Consider the following 15574-nt stretch of genomic DNA (forward strand, 5'->3'; position numbering starts at 1 on the left):
GTGCTCGGGGCGGATATCCTTGCCGCCCCGTTAGCGAGGGGATGTTGCGTGGGCGTAATGTAAATTCAGCAAATTTGAATAATTTTCGTTTCGGAACTTGACAGTCAGAGGGAAAAACATAAATAAGAACGATTATCATTCTTATGTTTAAATAGTGCTCTGGGGTAAAGTTCGATGGTGAGGAAAGCGACGGCCAGCGTTAATGACTTTGCCCAGCAGCTCTATTTCGATCACCACCGCTGGTTGTGTAACTGGCTGCGCCATAAACTGGACTGCGCCCAGCATGCGGAAGATCTGGCACAGGACACGTTCCTGAGCGTGTTGATGAATCAGGAACTGCTCACGATTCGCCAGCCGCGCCCGTTTCTGGCTACCGTGGCTCGCCGTTTGGTCGCCAATCATTATCGTCGTAAAAAGATTGAAGATGCCTATCTGGACGTGCTGAGCACGCAGCCGGATACCTGCATGCCCTCCCCGGAAACGCGTCTGCTTACCCTCGAAATTCTTGAACAGCTTGATGCCGCGTTGGACGGCTTGCCTGCATCGGTCAGGGAAGCGTTTTTGCTCGCGCATCTCCACGGCATGCGCTACAGCGATATCGCCGAACGCTTGCGGGTTTCCAGCAGTTCGGTGAAACAGTATCTGCAACGCGCCAACCTCCAGTGTTTCTTTGCGCTGCCGCTATGAACGATCGTACTTTTTATCGTGACCGACAGGGTCAGCCGATTCAGCCGGACAGCGCGCGTGAAGCCGTGGCGTGGCTGACGCAACTGATGTCCGACAGCGTTACGGAACAGGATCGCCGCGAGTGGCAGCGTTGGCGGGACGCCTCGGCGGATAACGAACAGGCGTGGCAGCATATCGAATCCGTGTGTGCCAATCTGGGTCAGCTTAATGCGCGGGCGGCACACCAGAGCCTGTCGACGCTTAACGGTATGCAGCGCCGCAGCGTACTCAAAGCGCTGGCGATTCTCTGTCTGACCGGAGGCGCTGGCGTGGCGGGATCGCGCACCGACCTCTGGCAGTCGTTGACGGCGGATTACCAGACGCAGGTGGGCGAACAGCGCCATGCGCTATTGGATGATGGCACGACGCTGTTGCTGAATACGCAGACGGCGCTGAATGTGGCCTACGGTGACGATCTACGCCAGCTCACGCTGATTCGCGGTGAAGTTATGATCGAAACCGGTCAGGCGGAGAAGACCGCGTTATATCCGCGCCCTTTCATTGTGACGACGGCACAGGGAAAAGTGCAGGCGCTGGGGACGCGCTTTAGTCTGCGAGTGCAGGATGAACACACACAGGTGGCGGTGTATGACGGTGCGGTGAGGCTTCATCCGCAGCGTAACGGTCAGGATGTACAGGTGGTGAAAAGCGGACAAACTGCGACGTTCACTACGCAGCGCTGCGGCCAGATCGAGACGGCGAAGGCAGAGCCTGCCTGGGTGAAAGGGCAACTGCTGGCGGATAATCAGCGTCTGGTGGATTTTGTTGATGAACTGAGCCGCTATCGCAGCGGTGTCATTCGTTGCCAGCCCGAAGTGGAGAGCCTGCGGTTTTCCGGCGTCTTCCCACTGTCTGATACCGATAATATTTTAGCGGCGCTGATGGAGGCGCTGCCTGTACAGGTGCGTTATTTCTCTCGCTACTGGGTTCAGATTGCTGCGCGATAAAATATCCTGCTAAAACGTAATAACATTACTTTTTATGCTGTTTTCACTTTTTTTCTGCCCGATCCTCGTAGCTGGACGACCTACTATTATCTCTATCCATTTTATACCTAACGATGTGATGAAGAACGCATGATGATCTCCTCAGAATCCCATTCATTGAGAGTGCAGCTCCTGTCTCCACGGCGAGGGGCGGTAGACTAATGGCTGCACAGACGCGGCAATACAATACGGCTCAGCCCGCCACGACGGTTCGTTGGGGCAGCGGCTGGCTGCTGGCATTGGCGCTACACGCGGGGGTGATTGTCTGGGTTAGCTACCATGCGCTTGATTCCTCCATTGAAGCACCACCGCCTGCGATGATGTTAATGGTGGCGGATAGCGTGCAATCGACTCCCAGCCCTCAGGATGCGCCTGTCGGCCCGCAACAGACGCTGTCCACGCCGCAAGAAGCGACGGCTCAACCGGAAAAAATGATGCAGGATGCGCCGCCGCTTGCACCCGCGCCGAAACCGGTGATAACGGCAGCGCAAAAGGAAAAGCCGCAGCCGCAGAAAAAAGTGCAGAAAAAAATGGAAAAGCCGGTGCAGGAGACGACACCACAGGAAGAGATTGCGCCATCGGAAAAACCGCCCGCACCGGTTACCAGCGCGCCGCTGCCGGGCAGCAGCCAGCAAGTTGCTGCGCCGTATAACAGCGATGCCGCGCAGATGCGTAAAGGGGTGGCGGACTGGAGCAGCCAGCTACTGGCACACCTGAGCCGCTATAAGCGTTACCCGGCGCAGGCGGTGCGGCAGCGATTGCAGGGCGTCACCCAGATTCGTGTGACGTTGGATCGGGCGGGGAATGTGCTGGCCGCCTCGTTAGCCAGCAGCAGCGGTGTGATGCCGCTGGATAAGGAATCTGTCGCCTTGCCGCAGCGCGCTCAGCCGCTTCCGGCTCCGCCAGCAGAGGTGATAGGAGATAATGCGCAGCTCACCATCACCATCCCTATTAGCTTTGATTTACGGGATGTGCGCCGCTAACGGGCATTCACTAGCGCGGCGTGTGCGCATCATAGCCTGCATAAAAAAACCGAATCGCGTACGGGTTGCCTTGTTCGGTAAAGAACTCTGCGACTCTCTCCCGTTCCAGCCCGTAGCGGCGTGACAACAACCCTGCCTCGAAGGCGGCCTGCTGGCGGTCGCCTTTGGTTTCCGCCAGATTGTGAGCATAGCCACAGATATAGCCGCGCCGGTAGTCGTAGCAGTAAGGATTAATGTCGTTGGTGGATTTTGGATTGGCCGATCTCAGCCCCGCGAGGACGCCTCGCTCAAAATGGTTTCCCATGATAATGCTCCGTAAATAGCCGTTATATAGTAAATAATATAACGATTATTTATCACCCACCAGATCTGTTGAAAAATATTCCTGAATCCGTCGTGCGCGGTCTTTTCCCGATCAAGATGTATATACTGTTGCCCTGTTCGCCGAACGGGCTAGCGATCTGCGCCTGATGGGCACTCTGGGAATAGTTAGTGTACGGAATGGTTAAATAAGGAATAACAGCATGACGCACCCGCAAGACGCTTCTCTGGCGATTGGTATCGATCTGGGCACGACGAACAGCCTGATTAGCGTTTGGCAAAATGGCGAGGCCCGCCTGATACCGAATGCGCTGAATGACAACTCCACTCCCTCGGCCGTCAGCATTGATGAAGACGGCAGCATTCTGGTTGGTAAACCCGCGATTTCCCGTTTGACCACGCACCCGCAGGTCTCGGCGTCGCTGTTTAAGCGCTACATGGGGAGCAAGAAAGCCTTCCGGCTCGGGGATAAAACGTTCTCTCCCGCCGAGCTGTCGGCCATGGTGTTGAAATCGCTCAAAGCCGATGCGGAAAGTTACCTCGGGCACCCCATCAAGGACGTGGTGATCTCCGTGCCAGCCTATTTCAGCGATGAACAGCGTAAGCAGACGCGTTTTGCGGCAGAACTGGCAGAGCTGAATGCGGTTCGCTTAATCAATGAACCCACCGCTGCCTCTATGGCCTACGGCTTACACATGCAGGAACTGGGGCGTACGCTGGTCTTCGATTTAGGCGGCGGCACTTTTGACGTCAGCGTGCTGGAATACGCGTTTCCGCTGATCGAAGTACACAGTTCGGCGGGCGACAACTATCTGGGGGGAGAAGACTTCACGCAGGCGATGGTGAAAACCTGTCTGAATGCGTGGAAGCTTGAGGATTCGGCGATTCCTGCGACGGATCTGGCACGTCTTTACAGCCATGCAGAAGCGCTGAAATGTCAGCCCGGCTTTCCTTCTCAATCGAATGAGCTGGTATGGCACTGGCGCGAGGAAGAATGGCGCATCGTACTGGATAATGAAGACATCGAAGCGGCCTGGCTGCCGTTGATGAACCGCATTCGCGCACCGATAGAACAGGCGCTGCACGATGCCCGCCTGAAACCGGAGCAGCTAGACCACGTGGTGCTGGTCGGCGGGGCATCAAAGATGTCGATTATCCAGAAGCTGGTGGTCAGGCTGTTTGGCAAATTACCTTATCAGCATCTGGATGCAGATACCGTTGTCGCCAAAGGCGCGGCGGTGCAGGCCGCTTGTCGGCTGCGCAAGCAGGACATCGAAGAGGTGATTCTGACGGATGTTTGCCCGTACACCCTCGGGATTAAGACCGCCAACGATAAGCAAAATGGCCTGTTTTCTCCGATACTGGAGCGCAATACGGTGGTGCCGACCTCGCGGGTCGAGACGTTTTCTACGGGCTCCGCTGGGCAGGACAACATCTGCATCGCGATCTATCAGGGGGAAAGCCCTTACGTCGATAACAACGTGTTTATCGATGAATTCACCATGCCGATAAAAGCGAAAACGTATAAGCAATCCATTGAGGTACGTTTCAGCTATGACATCAATGGGCTGCTGGAAGTGGATGTTAATCTGCCGGACAGCGGCGATAACTTCACGAAAGTGATCGATCGCAGCCCGACCGGCCTGAGTGCCGAGCAGCAACAGAAAAGTCACCACAAGCTGCAAACGCTGAAGATTCACCCCAGAGATAACCTGATGAACCGCAACCTGCTGGCGCGGCTGGAAAAAGCCTGGGCGCAGACGCGTCTGGAAGAGCGGGAGCAGATTGGCTTCTGGCTGCGGGATTTTGAACAGGTGCTAGCAGGGCAATACGCCCCTGCGATTGACGAAACGCGGCAGCGTATTGAGCGCTATCTGGATGAGGTATCCCGCTAAATATACCCGTCATCTTTCAAGCAGCAGGTGTGTTGGCTTCGCTTACTCACCCCAGTCACTTACTTGAGTAAGCTCCTGGGGATTCCTGCGCTTGCCGCCGTCCTGCAACTCGAAATCTATTGGGTATATGCATGCGTATAATTGCTACGCCGCCCGAGTTATTGTCGTCAGCTAGGCATGGTGTCCGTTTCGGTTTTCTTGCCAGCCGGCGGCGGACCGAATTGGTTCCAGCGGTTAAGGCTCGGTGTCAGCAAGGGGAGCAGCAGAAATAGCGGTATGAGTAGGGTGAAGAAACTCATCACCCACGGCATATTGGAACCGATATCGTTATAGCGGCGACGCGTCGCACTCAACAGATTGAGCACGATGAGCACCATCAGCAGCCCTTGAATAGACGCCGGTGGCGACCCGATCCAGTCACTCGCGCGATAGAGAAAATAGCTTCCCAACCCAGCCTGCATCAGAAAACCGAGACGGCCGATGCGAGCGTTCGTGCGCCAGAGTTGCCACCAGTAGCTTTTTTTAGCCTGTGATGCTTGGAACTGACGTTCGCGCCGATCGGCACATTGCAGCAGCACTTTCGACACCAATCTTAGCGTAGCGTCTCCGTGCGGATAGGACAGATACTCGGTTAGAAATTCCTGATCGCTGTTATCGAATAAGGATGTGTCATCCTTCGCACAGTTCTGAATCAGCTTGCCGATGAGCGTGACCCGTTTGTCGTCGGAGAGCTGTTTTAGCCGTTTATCCAGTTCATCCGACCCTTCGGTAAAGGCGGTACGGATCGCATCTTCCTGCTCCGTTTCTACGGGAATAGCGGCAAGCCGCTCAAGGTGTTGCTCGGCCTGTTCTTCCTCTCCCACAAGGGCATAAGACGCGTGGAAAAAGATCTGGTAGATGATGGGCGATTTCGCCAGTTCCGCCTGCCAATGCTCATCGGTAAGATAAAAATGGCTTGCAGCAGACTCGCTGTAAGTCTCTCTGCTGCCGAGATATTCCTCAATAGAAACGGGGAAGTTCATCCAGCAGTGATAGTGCAGCGGATCGGTGAGTTCCAGCTGTTTTTTCAACGGCGTCACCACATCACCATCGTGGTATTCCGCCTTGCGGAAGAATCGAGAGAGCGAATGCGCAGGGTGGCTTAAGGCCAGTTCGGGCAGCACCGATTGACGCGGTAAACCCAGACAAGACGCTGGATCGGTCATCATTAATGCGATCAGAATAGCCTGTCTCAGTTCCTCTTTAGCGCTGAGATCCTGCGGCTTCTCCGCCCCTTGCGGCACCAGAGACACATCGCACTGATAGCGTGCGGACAGCTCGACCAGACAATCGTTGATCGGGTCGATTTCCTCCGTATGTATGCCGCTGCTATACAGCTTGTTAAGCTGATTCAGCGACAGCGGGCGCCATTGTCGCAGCCAGGTTTGCGCTTGTAGCCAGGCGGACGATTTCTGGTTAGTGAACACGCCAGGTAACGCCTCTTCTGACGGCGAATACAGCCATTCCGTGAAGGCGTGAATCGCGCCGGAGGTGTCCAGCCAGGATAGGCGCTGTGTCGCCTGAAACTGTAATCCCTGTAAGATCAACGCATACAGCGGTTCCTCAGGCAATGGTTGCGCCAGAATGTCCTGCAACAGGCGTTCATTACCCACGGTTAACATGCTGGCGTGCCAATACAGGCGATCCTGAATCGCGTCCCCGCTGTGTAGCAGCAGGTGTCGGTAGATGTCCTGCAGCTCCTGTTTGCCCAGCTTCCAGCGGGCATAGCTTTCCGCCATCGGCGACAGCGACAGCTTCAGCGCTTCTCCCCAGCGTATCAACATTTGGGTGTTGTGCTGAGAAATGAAGAAACGCTGGCGCGGATCGTCCAGCGCTAGCCCTGTCAGGTCCGGCGCTGGCGTGTGGTTGAACGACTGAATCAGTAAGGGAAGCGCATCCGGCTGATGCTGTTTGCACCAGTTAATCAGCCAGTATTCCGCTTGTGCATGGTGGGTTTGCTGATAAAGCGTCAGCCACAGCGTGAAGGCCTGCTCGCTCTCTCCAGTCAGTGAGCAGAGGCTGGCGCTGAGTTCGAGCCATTCCGCGTCGTTCGGAGCCGCATCCAACTGTTGTAGACAGTAATCGCGCAGGATGGCGTTGGGCACATCGGCGTGGCTGTGCCAGCGCGCGAGCTTTTGCATCAGCGTCGGGCTGTCGGGCCAATAAATCGCGGTCGGGGTGCGCAGCAGCGTGCCCAACATAAATGCGGGTCGATTCCAGTACATCCCGTTGGCCTGCTGGAAATAGAAGATAGTTTCCAGCTGTGCGGGCAGGCTCAGGTGAGATAGCAGGGAAAAATCGAACAGATCTTCATAGCCGAGCGAGTCGAGGAAGTGGCGGACATCTTCCACCCCGTCGCCGGACAGTTCCCCTTGTCGCTGCTGCCAGCGCAGGCGTTCGGCCAGTATGCGGACACAGAGGATTGAGATACAAGATTCGCGCATCAGGCGCTTAAGCAGCGGCCAGCGAATGCGATCGATCACCTCGAAATCCTGCTGATTCAACAACTGAATGTAGCGCTCCCAGTGCAGCGGAACGAAACGTTCAACTGGGTTGCTTAACAGCTGCTCAAACGCGTTAACCAGCGCTTTTGACTGGGGATCGGCCTGCTCGGCGGAGGTATTTTCGGTTGCCGAGGAGGCGTGTGATTCGGTGGCCGTATGTGCTTCATCATCCGTTGGTACGGGATTTTTCGCCAGCTTACAGGCGGTATCATACGCGTCGCGCAGCTGTTTAAAGCCCTCGGGGTCGGTTTCCGGGTGAAACTGCGGCACTTTCTGACGATAAGCCTGACGGATAACATCCAGATCCTGAGTCGGCTCAATGCCTAGCCGCTGCCAGCACAGTGTGTCCATTATATTTCCGCTTCTGGTAAGGACTCGGGCTTATCCATTTCTATCGGATCAACATCCCAGTCGAGGTCATGAATCGGGCAGTCTGGGTGGGTATAGAGCGTGCCGATCTGGTCAATGTAGTCAGGAATCTGGCTACAGTTGCTGAAAATGTAGCGCTGGCATTCCGGATCTTCCTCATCCGAGCCGAGCCAGTAGGTGCGGCCGATCAGGAATGCGGCGTAATAATTTTCCCAACTGCGGTAATAGTAACGCGCCCTGTCGGCCAGCCGGGTGTGAATCCACAGGTTCTCTTTTTCGCTAATCCAGCCGTTGAGTAATCCTATGCGGCTCAGGAAACTCATACGTCCCAGATCCCAGGCGCGGATCCCGCCTTCACCGCACAGCGCGGCCGTTTCGGTCACTAGCGCGAGTGCACCCTGTACGTCTTCAGATTGATTGGCGCAGTGCTGCTGCCATTCGGATGCCGTCAGGTGGTGCCAAAGGTGATAGTAATACGCCAGACGCTCGGCGTGGCCGCCGTCTGTCATATCGTTAATCATTGCGATCAGGCCTTCGCGGGAGGTGATACCCCAGCTGTTGCTCAGACTGATGGGTTCACCGGGCTCATAAAAGGTCGGCTCGCAGAAGCGGGCACCGTACTTGATATTGAGTGCGACCATCGGGGCGGAAAGCGCCATCAGCCAGCGCTGATATTCAGGTTCCATCAGAATAACGTCCAATTCCATCATGGTTAGCGTGCGATCGTACTGTATGTGACCCGTCTGGGAAACGAAAAATATCCCACGCGCAATGGGCACGTTTTCCAGACTCCAGAGTAAGGTGATGACGCCTGTCAGGTGAAGGCTCGAAACGGAACGCTCCTCTCACTACACCCTCTCACTTATGAGAAGTGGACTGTCATTTATGACTATACCTTTTTGGCTCTGCTGCTTTTATGCTGCGGGGATTACGGAATCCTGCCAATTCGCTAGGTTTTGCGTGGGTTTTGTTCCTGTCCCTCCCGTTTTTGATACATGAATCAGAAATAGGACTCAGAGTCGTGAATTGACGGAGAAAAGATGACACAGTATTTCGACGGAAAACTGAGGAAAGCGACATTGTTGCTCACAACGGTTATGGCACTGACGGCGGCAGGCTACGCAGGCGCGCATGAAGAAACGGCGGGTGCAAAAACGCTGCTCGCACATAATGCCGATTTTCAGAAGCAGATAGTGGAAGTCGCAAAAGGCGTTTATGTGGCCGTTGGGTATTCGGCTGCAAACGTGACCCTTATTCAGGGAAAAGAGGGCGCGATTATCGTGGATACGTCGGCAAATCCTGTGGATGCAAAAGCGATCATTGAAGCATTCGGTAGCCGTATGGTTCGGCCTGTGCAAGCCATCATTTACACACATAACCACCCCGACCACTCCGGCGGCGCGACGGTTTTTGCCGGTAATGACAAGCCAGAAATTATCAGCCACCGTCTTTTGGTTACAGCAAAACCGGATACTGGCCGTGGAAAGCGTGAGGGCGGTGATGCCTTCGGGACTTCCTTGCCCGATGACCAATTTATCAATGCGGGCACGCAGCTTGAATACGGTCGTAAAACGCCACACACCCGTGAAGGTTTTCTGCCACCGACCCAAACATTTGACGGTGACAGCAAGAACCTGACCCTTTCAGGCGTAAAAATGGAACTTCTCCATACGCCGGGTGAGTCTGACGAAAACACCGCGGTCTGGTTGCCTGAGCAGAAGGTCTTGCTGGCGGGTGATAATTTTCTGAAAACCTTTCCGAACATCGCCCCGCTGCGTGGTCTGCCAACTCGCAAGATTGATGAGTGGATTACCAGTCTGGACAAAATAATTGCACTGAACGCAGAGCACCTCATTCCTGGGCACATGCAGCCAGTCAGCGGTGCCGCCGACGTCAAGGCCGCGCTGACCGCTTACCGTGACGGTATCAAAAGCGTCTGGGATCAGACGATGGCCGGTATCGCCAAAGGAATGACGCCGGATGAACTGGTACAGACGGTGAAACTGCCGCCAGAACTGGCAGAAAATCCTTATCTACAGGAATATTACGGCAGCGTAGCGTTTACTGTACGTGGTATTTATGTGCAGCAGGCGGGCTGGTTTGATGGCAATGCCACACACATCTATCCGCTGACTGAGAAAGATCGTGCCACACGGTTACTGGCTATGACCGGAGGTCAGGCGAACATGCTTAAAAGCGCGGAGAAAGCACTGTCGTCCGGCGATTTCCAGTGGGCTGCCGAGCAGGCGGATTATGTGCTGGCCGTTGAACCACATAACCCAGAAGCCAGAAAGATTAAAGCGGATGCGCTGACCGAGTTGGGCGAACGTCAGGATAACGCGACTGCGCGTAATTATTATCTGACCGCGGCGCGGTATCTGAAGAAAAATCTCTAACCTGCTACCTTTACTTTAATATTCTTATAGAATGCCGGATTTATCCGGCATTCTGCGTCCATCAACGCCTATTTAGGTGCCTGTGAACCTGTCCAGCGTACCGCGTCAAAGGAGACTGATATGAATATTTCCGGAGAGTTGACCACGTTCATCATGGATCAGCTCTCACCACTCGGCCGTTTTGTTCCGCGTAAGATGTTTAGCTGTCTGGCGATTTTTTACGATGGCCTAATGGTTTTACTTATCAACAATCAGGGTGAGATTTTCGTTAAAACAGACGACCTGAATCGCAGTCTTTTTGATAAGGCAGGGTGTCAGCCGTTCACCTATACCCGCCGTGGAGAGGATGGCAAGCTCAAAACCATTTGTTTATCTTTCTCACAGCTGCCGGATGACGCGATGGAAGAGCAGGAAACGTTTGTCCGTTGGGCAGCATCTGGCATTGAGGCCGCACGACGCACTGCACACCTGAAAGGTAAATCTACCCACGCGCTAACCCCGTGAATGTTTTTACCTGTCCGTAAGAGGCTACCGAGCAAAACGCAGCTCTAGTGTGGTTGATTTTCCGAGTACTATGTTGCCCCTTTATCTGTCCGAATATCGCTAGCTTTCAATCGAATGAAAAACGGCCATGTTTCTCAATTTACTGATTTAAGAAGATAAAAATGGCCGGTTTGCGGGGCGGCTCGCAGGGTGAGGTGTTGTTTCGGTATTGAGGGGATATTTTCCGTCGCAGACGGTTATACTGTCGGTTAATCGACGTTATTTATAAAAACTTCACCGGAAAGCAAGCATGCTAAGTTACCGCCACAGTTTCCATGCCGGCAATCACGCCGACGTGCTGAAACACACCGTTCAGAGCCTGATCATCACTGCCCTGAAAGAGAAAGAGAAACCTTTCCTGTATCTGGATACCCACGCGGGTGCCGGTCGCTATCAGCTCAGCGGCGAACATGCCGAGCGCACGGGCGAGTATCTGGATGGCATCGCGAAAATCTGGCAGCGTGACGACATTCCGGCTGAACTCGAACCCTACATGCAGGCTGTGCACACCTATAACCACAATGGGCGGCTGCGTTATTACCCCGGCTCCCCGCTGATTGCCCGGCAGCTGCTGCGTGAACAGGACAAGCTCCACCTAACCGAGCTGCACCCCAGCGATTTCCCGCTGCTGCGCAATGAATTCCAGAAAGATTCGCGTACCAAAGTGCTGCGTGGCGATGGCTACCAGCAGTTGAAATCACAGCTGCCGCCGCTTTCCCGTCGGGGATTTGTGCTGATCGACCCACCGTATGAGCTGAAAACGGACTATCAGGCCGTGGTGAAAGGCATTCAGGAAGGGCATAAACGTTTTGGCACTGGCGTATTTGCGCTGTGGTATCCGGTGGTGCTGCGTCAGCACATCAAACGCATGCTGAAAGAGCTGGAAGCCACGAGCATTCGCAACATTCTGCAAATTGAACTGGCGGTGCTGCCGGACAGCGATCGCTACGGCATGACGGCGTCTGGCATGATTGTGATTAACCCGCCGTGGAAGCTGGCATCTCAGATGAAGAGCGTGCTGCCGTGGTTGCATAGCGTGCTGGTACCGGAAGGCACCGGACATACGCTGGTGGAGCAAATCGTACCGGAGTAATACACGCGATTGCGGTGGGCGATGCTGTCGTTTTTTCCTATTGCAACCATAGGCATAACCTTTATTCGGCGTAGGGCTCTGGCGTTACACTCTAGGCAAATTTTATTCACTTAAGCATGGATACACTGATGACCAAACACTATGACTACCTTGCTATTGGCGGCGGCAGCGGCGGTATCGCGTCTATCAACCGCGCGGCGATGTATGGACAGAAATGTGCGTTGATCGAAGCAAAATATCTGGGCGGCACCTGCGTCAATGTCGGCTGTGTGCCGAAGAAAGTCATGTGGCATGCGGCGCAGATTGCCGAAGCGATCCAGCAGTACGGGCCGGATTACGGGTTCGATACCACGGTAAACCAGTTTAACTGGGGCACGCTGGTTAAGAACCGTAGCGCCTATATCGATCGCATCCACCAGTCGTACGACAACGTGCTGGGTAAGAATAAGGTAGATGTTATCCACGGTTTTGCCCGCTTTGTCGATGCGCACACGGTTGAAGTGAACGGCGAAAAAATCACGGCTGACCATATCCTGATTGCGACGGGCGGTCGTCCGGTTCACCCTGCTATTCCCGGTGCGGAATACGGTATCGATTCCGACGGCTTCTTTGAGTTGGATGCGCTGCCGAAGCGCACGGCTATCGTCGGTGCAGGCTATATTGCGGTGGAGATTGCTGGCGTGCTAAACGGGCTGGGCTCTGAAACTCACCTGTTTGTACGCAAACACGCGCCGCTGCGCAGCTTCGATCCGCTGATTGTCGATACGCTGGTGGAAGTGATGAACACCGAAGGGCCGACGCTGCATACCGAGTCGATCCCGAAATCGATTGTGAAGAATGCCGATAGCAGCCTGACGCTGGAGCTGGAAAACGGCCAGTCACAAACCGTCGATTGCCTGATTTGGGCGATTGGTCGTGAACCCGCGACGGATAATCTGAACCTGAGCGTCACCGGTGTAGAGCTGAACGACAAGGGCTATATTAACGTCGATAAATTCCAGAACACCAACGTTCCTGGCATTTACGCAGTAGGCGATAACACCGGTGCCGTCGAGCTAACGCCGGTTGCTGTTGCGGCAGGGCGCCGTTTGTCCGAGCGTCTGTTTAATAACAAGCCGGATGAGCATCTGGATTACAGCAATATCCCGACTGTCGTCTTCAGCCACCCGCCGATTGGTACCGTTGGGCTGACCGAACCGCAGGCGCGTGCGCAGTATGGTGACGATCAGGTGAAAGTGTATAAATCTGCCTTCACCGCGATGTACACCGCCGTCACGCAGCACCGCCAGCCGTGCCGCATGAAGCTGGTCTGCGTGGGTAAAGAAGAAAAAATCGTCGGCATCCACGGCATCGGTTTTGGTATGGACGAAATGCTGCAAGGTTTCGCGGTCGCCGTCAAAATGGGCGCAACCAAGAAAGACTTCGACAACACCGTCGCCATTCACCCGACTGCGTCAGAAGAGTTTGTGACGATGCGGTAATGGAGTAGGGAAGCGGGTTTACTGCTTTTCTGAAAAATGAAAATAGGCTGGTCGAATAGTGAACTATTTGGCCAGCATTTTTGTATGTAAGGCAAGGAATATAATACAGTTAATTTTTTCAGGTAGTTTTTTCTATTGGTGTTGAGCAATCTATTTTTTGCCAATAAATAGATAGAAAATCGTTTTTTCAAAAACAATATGTGTTTTTAATAAATTTATTGCTAATAAAATCGCCTATTATAAAGTGTTTCCATTCATTTTTTCTACGGAAGTAAGCTATTTTATAGCTCTCTCATTGCTGAAAAATTTCATGATTAGGTCACTTGTCTTACATCTAAAAACAATCTATAGCATGAATTGTTTCCCCATCGTTTGAGCGTTGTAAATGTGATGTCATCAAACTCACAGGAACAACACAAGGAATGGTTCTATGAGCTATAAAGAAAGTACGACACATAATGATTTTTTCTATGGACTTGATATAAAGAAATTACCGGATCAACTTCAGGAACTAATTAATATCATGGGGCTGGAGGATGCCTATATTTTCTCAAGGTTATTTGGTGGTCAGTGTAAATATATTCCCAAGTCACCAAAGTTTTTTTGTTTAGATATTAATGGGGATTCTGTTGAAAGATTATGCCATGAATTTGGTGGTTTAAGCATTGATGTTCCTCATGCAAAAAATATTGACAGGCAGTTAAGGAATCGTGAAATTATCAATTTATTGGATAGAGGGAAATCTCGCGCTGAAGTTGCTAAGATATACAATCTCGGTGTAAGGCAAGTTGCTAATATAAAGAAAACTGTGTGTAAATAAAATCCATGAATAGTGTTATAAAATAAAAAGCATCCAACTGGAGTTGGATGCTTTTTATTTATGACTTTTTAGATGCTAATAGTTTTACCTAATTTAAAATATCCAGACTTCTGTCCGAAATCGCTTAATAGATAAGACGTTGCGGTTGTATGTTCTCCCATTGCGATCAGGTATTTATCTGTTCCGGCATGGTAGAAAAAGATACTCACGCTTTTTTGACCATTGCCAGAAGAGGCATGTAGCACAGGGTAAGTATTATAGGTGTAGTCGCCCGTCACTTTTCCTTTTCCAGATGTAACGTCATTCATGGCTTGCTTCATATTGGCGTAGCGATTTCTTTCAAGGTAGTCTTCTAATTCCTTTTCTGTCTCAGCCTGATTGAAAGGACCGCTTTGTACACCTTGATCAATGATATAAATATTAGACATATTGTTTCTCCAAAAAAATAGGGGATGAAGAAGGCAGGAACTTACCTGCCTTCCGATTGCTGGATCAGGAAATAGACCAAGTATTATTTTGTTGCAGTGTAGCGATAACGTTGTAAATGTTGGGTTCGAACACTAGTTCAACGGCATCGCTGATTTGCTCAACATCCAAAATTTCACCTTCTTCATAGTTACCAAATACAATCCAGTAAGAAGGGTGTGGGATAAACTCAAGATGCAAATTTGGCTGTGCCGCCTGTACGAAAGTCCCTGCGTTGCTCATTCCGATACCAACAGCCGCCTGCTTGAGTGGAACGTTACCGCTTTCATCAATATAGAGTGAACCCGCTTGGCCTGTGAATGATGTCGAGCCAAAGAAATATCCTCCATTATAGTCCAATGTGATGGTGTTAGCTGACTGAAGGTTGGCAGGAATTTCTTCACCGCCTTCAAAAATAACACCAGGTTTGACTACACCGGTATCTGACCAGACGAAAGAGTAATCAATGTTCCAGCGGAAGGTTTCATGCACATTCGGATTCACGAACTTGCTGAACCATGCTAGTGAGAAAATATTCCGTGCCTTCTGGTCAGGCGCTTTTTGGAAAATTGCCACATTGCCTGAATTACTTGATTTATTGATAAATTCAACGCTGTATTGATTAGACATAGTGTGTTCCTTTTATTATGAACCCGATATTAGGTTCGATTGCTATTATCCATGTCTCTCTGTCTAACATAACGGGGAATTAAATCCTGTTAATTATATATTTCATTTTTTTTGAGATTAAAAAATTATTTCTTTTAATTAAAATTATTATGATAATTAGTAATTCCGTAAGATAAATAATCGATATACCACAGATGTTTATTAGAAATGATGTAGCCTAATGCTAACTCTCACACTCTCCTGTATATAAAGCGTAGGGAGTTAAAAGCAGAAATCAGAGGATGAGGTTAGGTCGATACAACGAGGCTAACTTGGCTTCCTAT

General features: G+C 52.1%; 14 protein-coding genes. 9 read left to right on the plus strand and 5 right to left on the minus strand.

Annotated elements, in window-relative coordinates:
* Positions 1-174: 174 nt before the first annotated feature.
* The 3 genes from LOZ86_RS01035 to LOZ86_RS01045 all read left to right on the plus strand — a co-directional run bounded on the left by LOZ86_RS01035 (position 175) and on the right by LOZ86_RS01045 (position 2695).
* On the plus strand, positions 175-687 hold the full coding sequence (locus LOZ86_RS01035; RefSeq protein WP_161546735.1) for a sigma-70 family RNA polymerase sigma factor: 513 nt from the start codon (positions 175-177) through the stop codon (positions 685-687).
* Positions 684-1673, plus strand: a complete 990-nt coding sequence (locus LOZ86_RS01040; protein WP_039483319.1) for a FecR domain-containing protein — start codon at positions 684-686, stop codon at positions 1671-1673. The genes LOZ86_RS01035 and LOZ86_RS01040 overlap by 4 nt, the downstream gene beginning before the upstream one ends.
* A 200-nt stretch (positions 1674-1873) precedes the next feature.
* Positions 1874-2695: an energy transducer TonB gene (locus LOZ86_RS01045; protein ID WP_039483317.1), complete on the plus strand. Its 822-nt coding sequence runs from the start codon at positions 1874-1876 to the stop codon at positions 2693-2695.
* Between the two features lie 10 nt (positions 2696-2705).
* Here the strand turns inward: LOZ86_RS01045 and LOZ86_RS01050 are convergent, their stop codons facing one another.
* A complete protein-coding gene (locus LOZ86_RS01050; RefSeq protein ID WP_005968196.1) occupies positions 2706-2999 on the minus strand; it encodes a DUF2623 domain-containing protein in 294 nt (97 codons plus the stop codon).
* 220 nt (positions 3000-3219) lie between these two features.
* Between LOZ86_RS01050 and LOZ86_RS01055 the strand changes: the two genes are divergently transcribed.
* Positions 3220-4911 carry a molecular chaperone HscC gene (locus LOZ86_RS01055; RefSeq protein ID WP_039483315.1) on the plus strand — a complete coding sequence of 564 codons (1692 nt, stop codon included), beginning with the start codon at positions 3220-3222 and terminating at the stop codon, positions 4909-4911.
* A 167-nt stretch (positions 4912-5078) separates the two neighbouring features.
* On the opposite strand, the gene LOZ86_RS01060 is transcribed toward LOZ86_RS01055, so the two are convergent.
* Positions 5079-7805: a J domain-containing protein gene (locus LOZ86_RS01060; protein WP_161546738.1), complete on the minus strand. Its 2727-nt coding sequence runs from the start codon at positions 7803-7805 to the stop codon at positions 5079-5081.
* Positions 7805-8602, minus strand: coding sequence for a DUF1266 domain-containing protein (locus LOZ86_RS01065; protein ID WP_225969813.1), 798 nt, complete (start codon positions 8600-8602; stop codon positions 7805-7807). The genes LOZ86_RS01060 and LOZ86_RS01065 overlap by 1 nt, the downstream gene beginning before the upstream one ends.
* A gap of 261 nt (positions 8603-8863) precedes the next feature.
* On the opposite strand from LOZ86_RS01065, the gene LOZ86_RS01070 reads away from it, so the two are divergent.
* From LOZ86_RS01070 to LOZ86_RS01090, 5 genes are all read left to right on the plus strand, one after another.
* Positions 8864-10219, plus strand: a complete 1356-nt coding sequence (locus LOZ86_RS01070; protein ID WP_106389058.1) for an alkyl/aryl-sulfatase — start codon at positions 8864-8866, stop codon at positions 10217-10219.
* Between the two features lie 120 nt (positions 10220-10339).
* Complete coding sequence (locus tag LOZ86_RS01075) at positions 10340-10723, plus strand: TfoX/Sxy family protein (RefSeq protein WP_039483309.1); 384 nt, start codon at positions 10340-10342, stop codon at positions 10721-10723.
* A 289-nt stretch (positions 10724-11012) separates the two neighbouring features.
* Complete coding sequence (locus tag LOZ86_RS01080) at positions 11013-11855, plus strand: 23S rRNA (adenine(2030)-N(6))-methyltransferase RlmJ (protein WP_039513345.1); 843 nt, start codon at positions 11013-11015, stop codon at positions 11853-11855.
* 128 nt (positions 11856-11983) lie between these two features.
* Positions 11984-13336, plus strand: coding sequence for a glutathione-disulfide reductase (gene gorA, locus LOZ86_RS01085; protein WP_039483303.1), 1353 nt, complete (start codon positions 11984-11986; stop codon positions 13334-13336).
* 430 nt (positions 13337-13766) lie between these two features.
* A complete protein-coding gene (locus LOZ86_RS01090) occupies positions 13767-14156 on the plus strand; it encodes a Mor transcription activator family protein (RefSeq protein ID WP_039513346.1) in 390 nt (129 codons plus the stop codon).
* 68 nt (positions 14157-14224) lie between these two features.
* Here LOZ86_RS01090 and LOZ86_RS01095 read toward each other — a convergent pair whose 3' ends face one another.
* Together LOZ86_RS01095 and LOZ86_RS01100 are read right to left on the minus strand one after the other, a co-directional pair.
* Positions 14225-14584 (minus strand): hypothetical protein, encoded by a 360-nt coding sequence (locus LOZ86_RS01095; RefSeq protein ID WP_039483297.1) that lies wholly within the window; start codon positions 14582-14584, stop codon positions 14225-14227.
* A gap of 64 nt (positions 14585-14648) precedes the next feature.
* On the minus strand, positions 14649-15251 hold the full coding sequence (locus LOZ86_RS01100; RefSeq protein ID WP_039483294.1) for a hypothetical protein: 603 nt from the start codon (positions 15249-15251) through the stop codon (positions 14649-14651).
* Between the last annotated feature and the right edge of the window lie 323 nt (positions 15252-15574).

This window comes from Pectobacterium parvum (genome assembly GCF_020971565.1).
In the GTDB taxonomy this organism is placed as follows: domain Bacteria; phylum Pseudomonadota; class Gammaproteobacteria; order Enterobacterales; family Enterobacteriaceae; genus Pectobacterium; species Pectobacterium polare.

What these genes read in the sequence shown, in the direction of transcription:
- LOZ86_RS01090 (WP_039513346.1), top strand. Translation starts at nt 13,767, where the DNA reads ATGAGCTATAAAGAAAGTACGACACATAATGATTTTTTCTATGGACTT.
- LOZ86_RS01100 (WP_039483294.1), bottom strand. Translation starts at nt 15,251, where the DNA reads ATGTCTAATCAATACAGCGTTGAATTTATCAATAAATCAAGTAATTCA.
- LOZ86_RS01070 (WP_106389058.1), top strand. Translation starts at nt 8,864, where the DNA reads ATGACACAGTATTTCGACGGAAAACTGAGGAAAGCGACATTGTTGCTC.
- LOZ86_RS01060 (WP_161546738.1), bottom strand. Translation starts at nt 7,805, where the DNA reads ATGGACACACTGTGCTGGCAGCGGCTAGGCATTGAGCCGACTCAGGAT.
- LOZ86_RS01035 (WP_161546735.1), top strand. Translation starts at nt 175, where the DNA reads ATGGTGAGGAAAGCGACGGCCAGCGTTAATGACTTTGCCCAGCAGCTC.
- LOZ86_RS01055 (WP_039483315.1), top strand. Translation starts at nt 3,220, where the DNA reads ATGACGCACCCGCAAGACGCTTCTCTGGCGATTGGTATCGATCTGGGC.
- LOZ86_RS01040 (WP_039483319.1), top strand. Translation starts at nt 684, where the DNA reads ATGAACGATCGTACTTTTTATCGTGACCGACAGGGTCAGCCGATTCAG.
- LOZ86_RS01045 (WP_039483317.1), top strand. Translation starts at nt 1,874, where the DNA reads ATGGCTGCACAGACGCGGCAATACAATACGGCTCAGCCCGCCACGACG.
- LOZ86_RS01075 (WP_039483309.1), top strand. Translation starts at nt 10,340, where the DNA reads ATGAATATTTCCGGAGAGTTGACCACGTTCATCATGGATCAGCTCTCA.
- LOZ86_RS01050 (WP_005968196.1), bottom strand. Translation starts at nt 2,999, where the DNA reads ATGGGAAACCATTTTGAGCGAGGCGTCCTCGCGGGGCTGAGATCGGCC.
- LOZ86_RS01080 (WP_039513345.1), top strand. Translation starts at nt 11,013, where the DNA reads ATGCTAAGTTACCGCCACAGTTTCCATGCCGGCAATCACGCCGACGTG.
- gorA (WP_039483303.1), top strand. Translation starts at nt 11,984, where the DNA reads ATGACCAAACACTATGACTACCTTGCTATTGGCGGCGGCAGCGGCGGT.
- LOZ86_RS01095 (WP_039483297.1), bottom strand. Translation starts at nt 14,584, where the DNA reads ATGTCTAATATTTATATCATTGATCAAGGTGTACAAAGCGGTCCTTTC.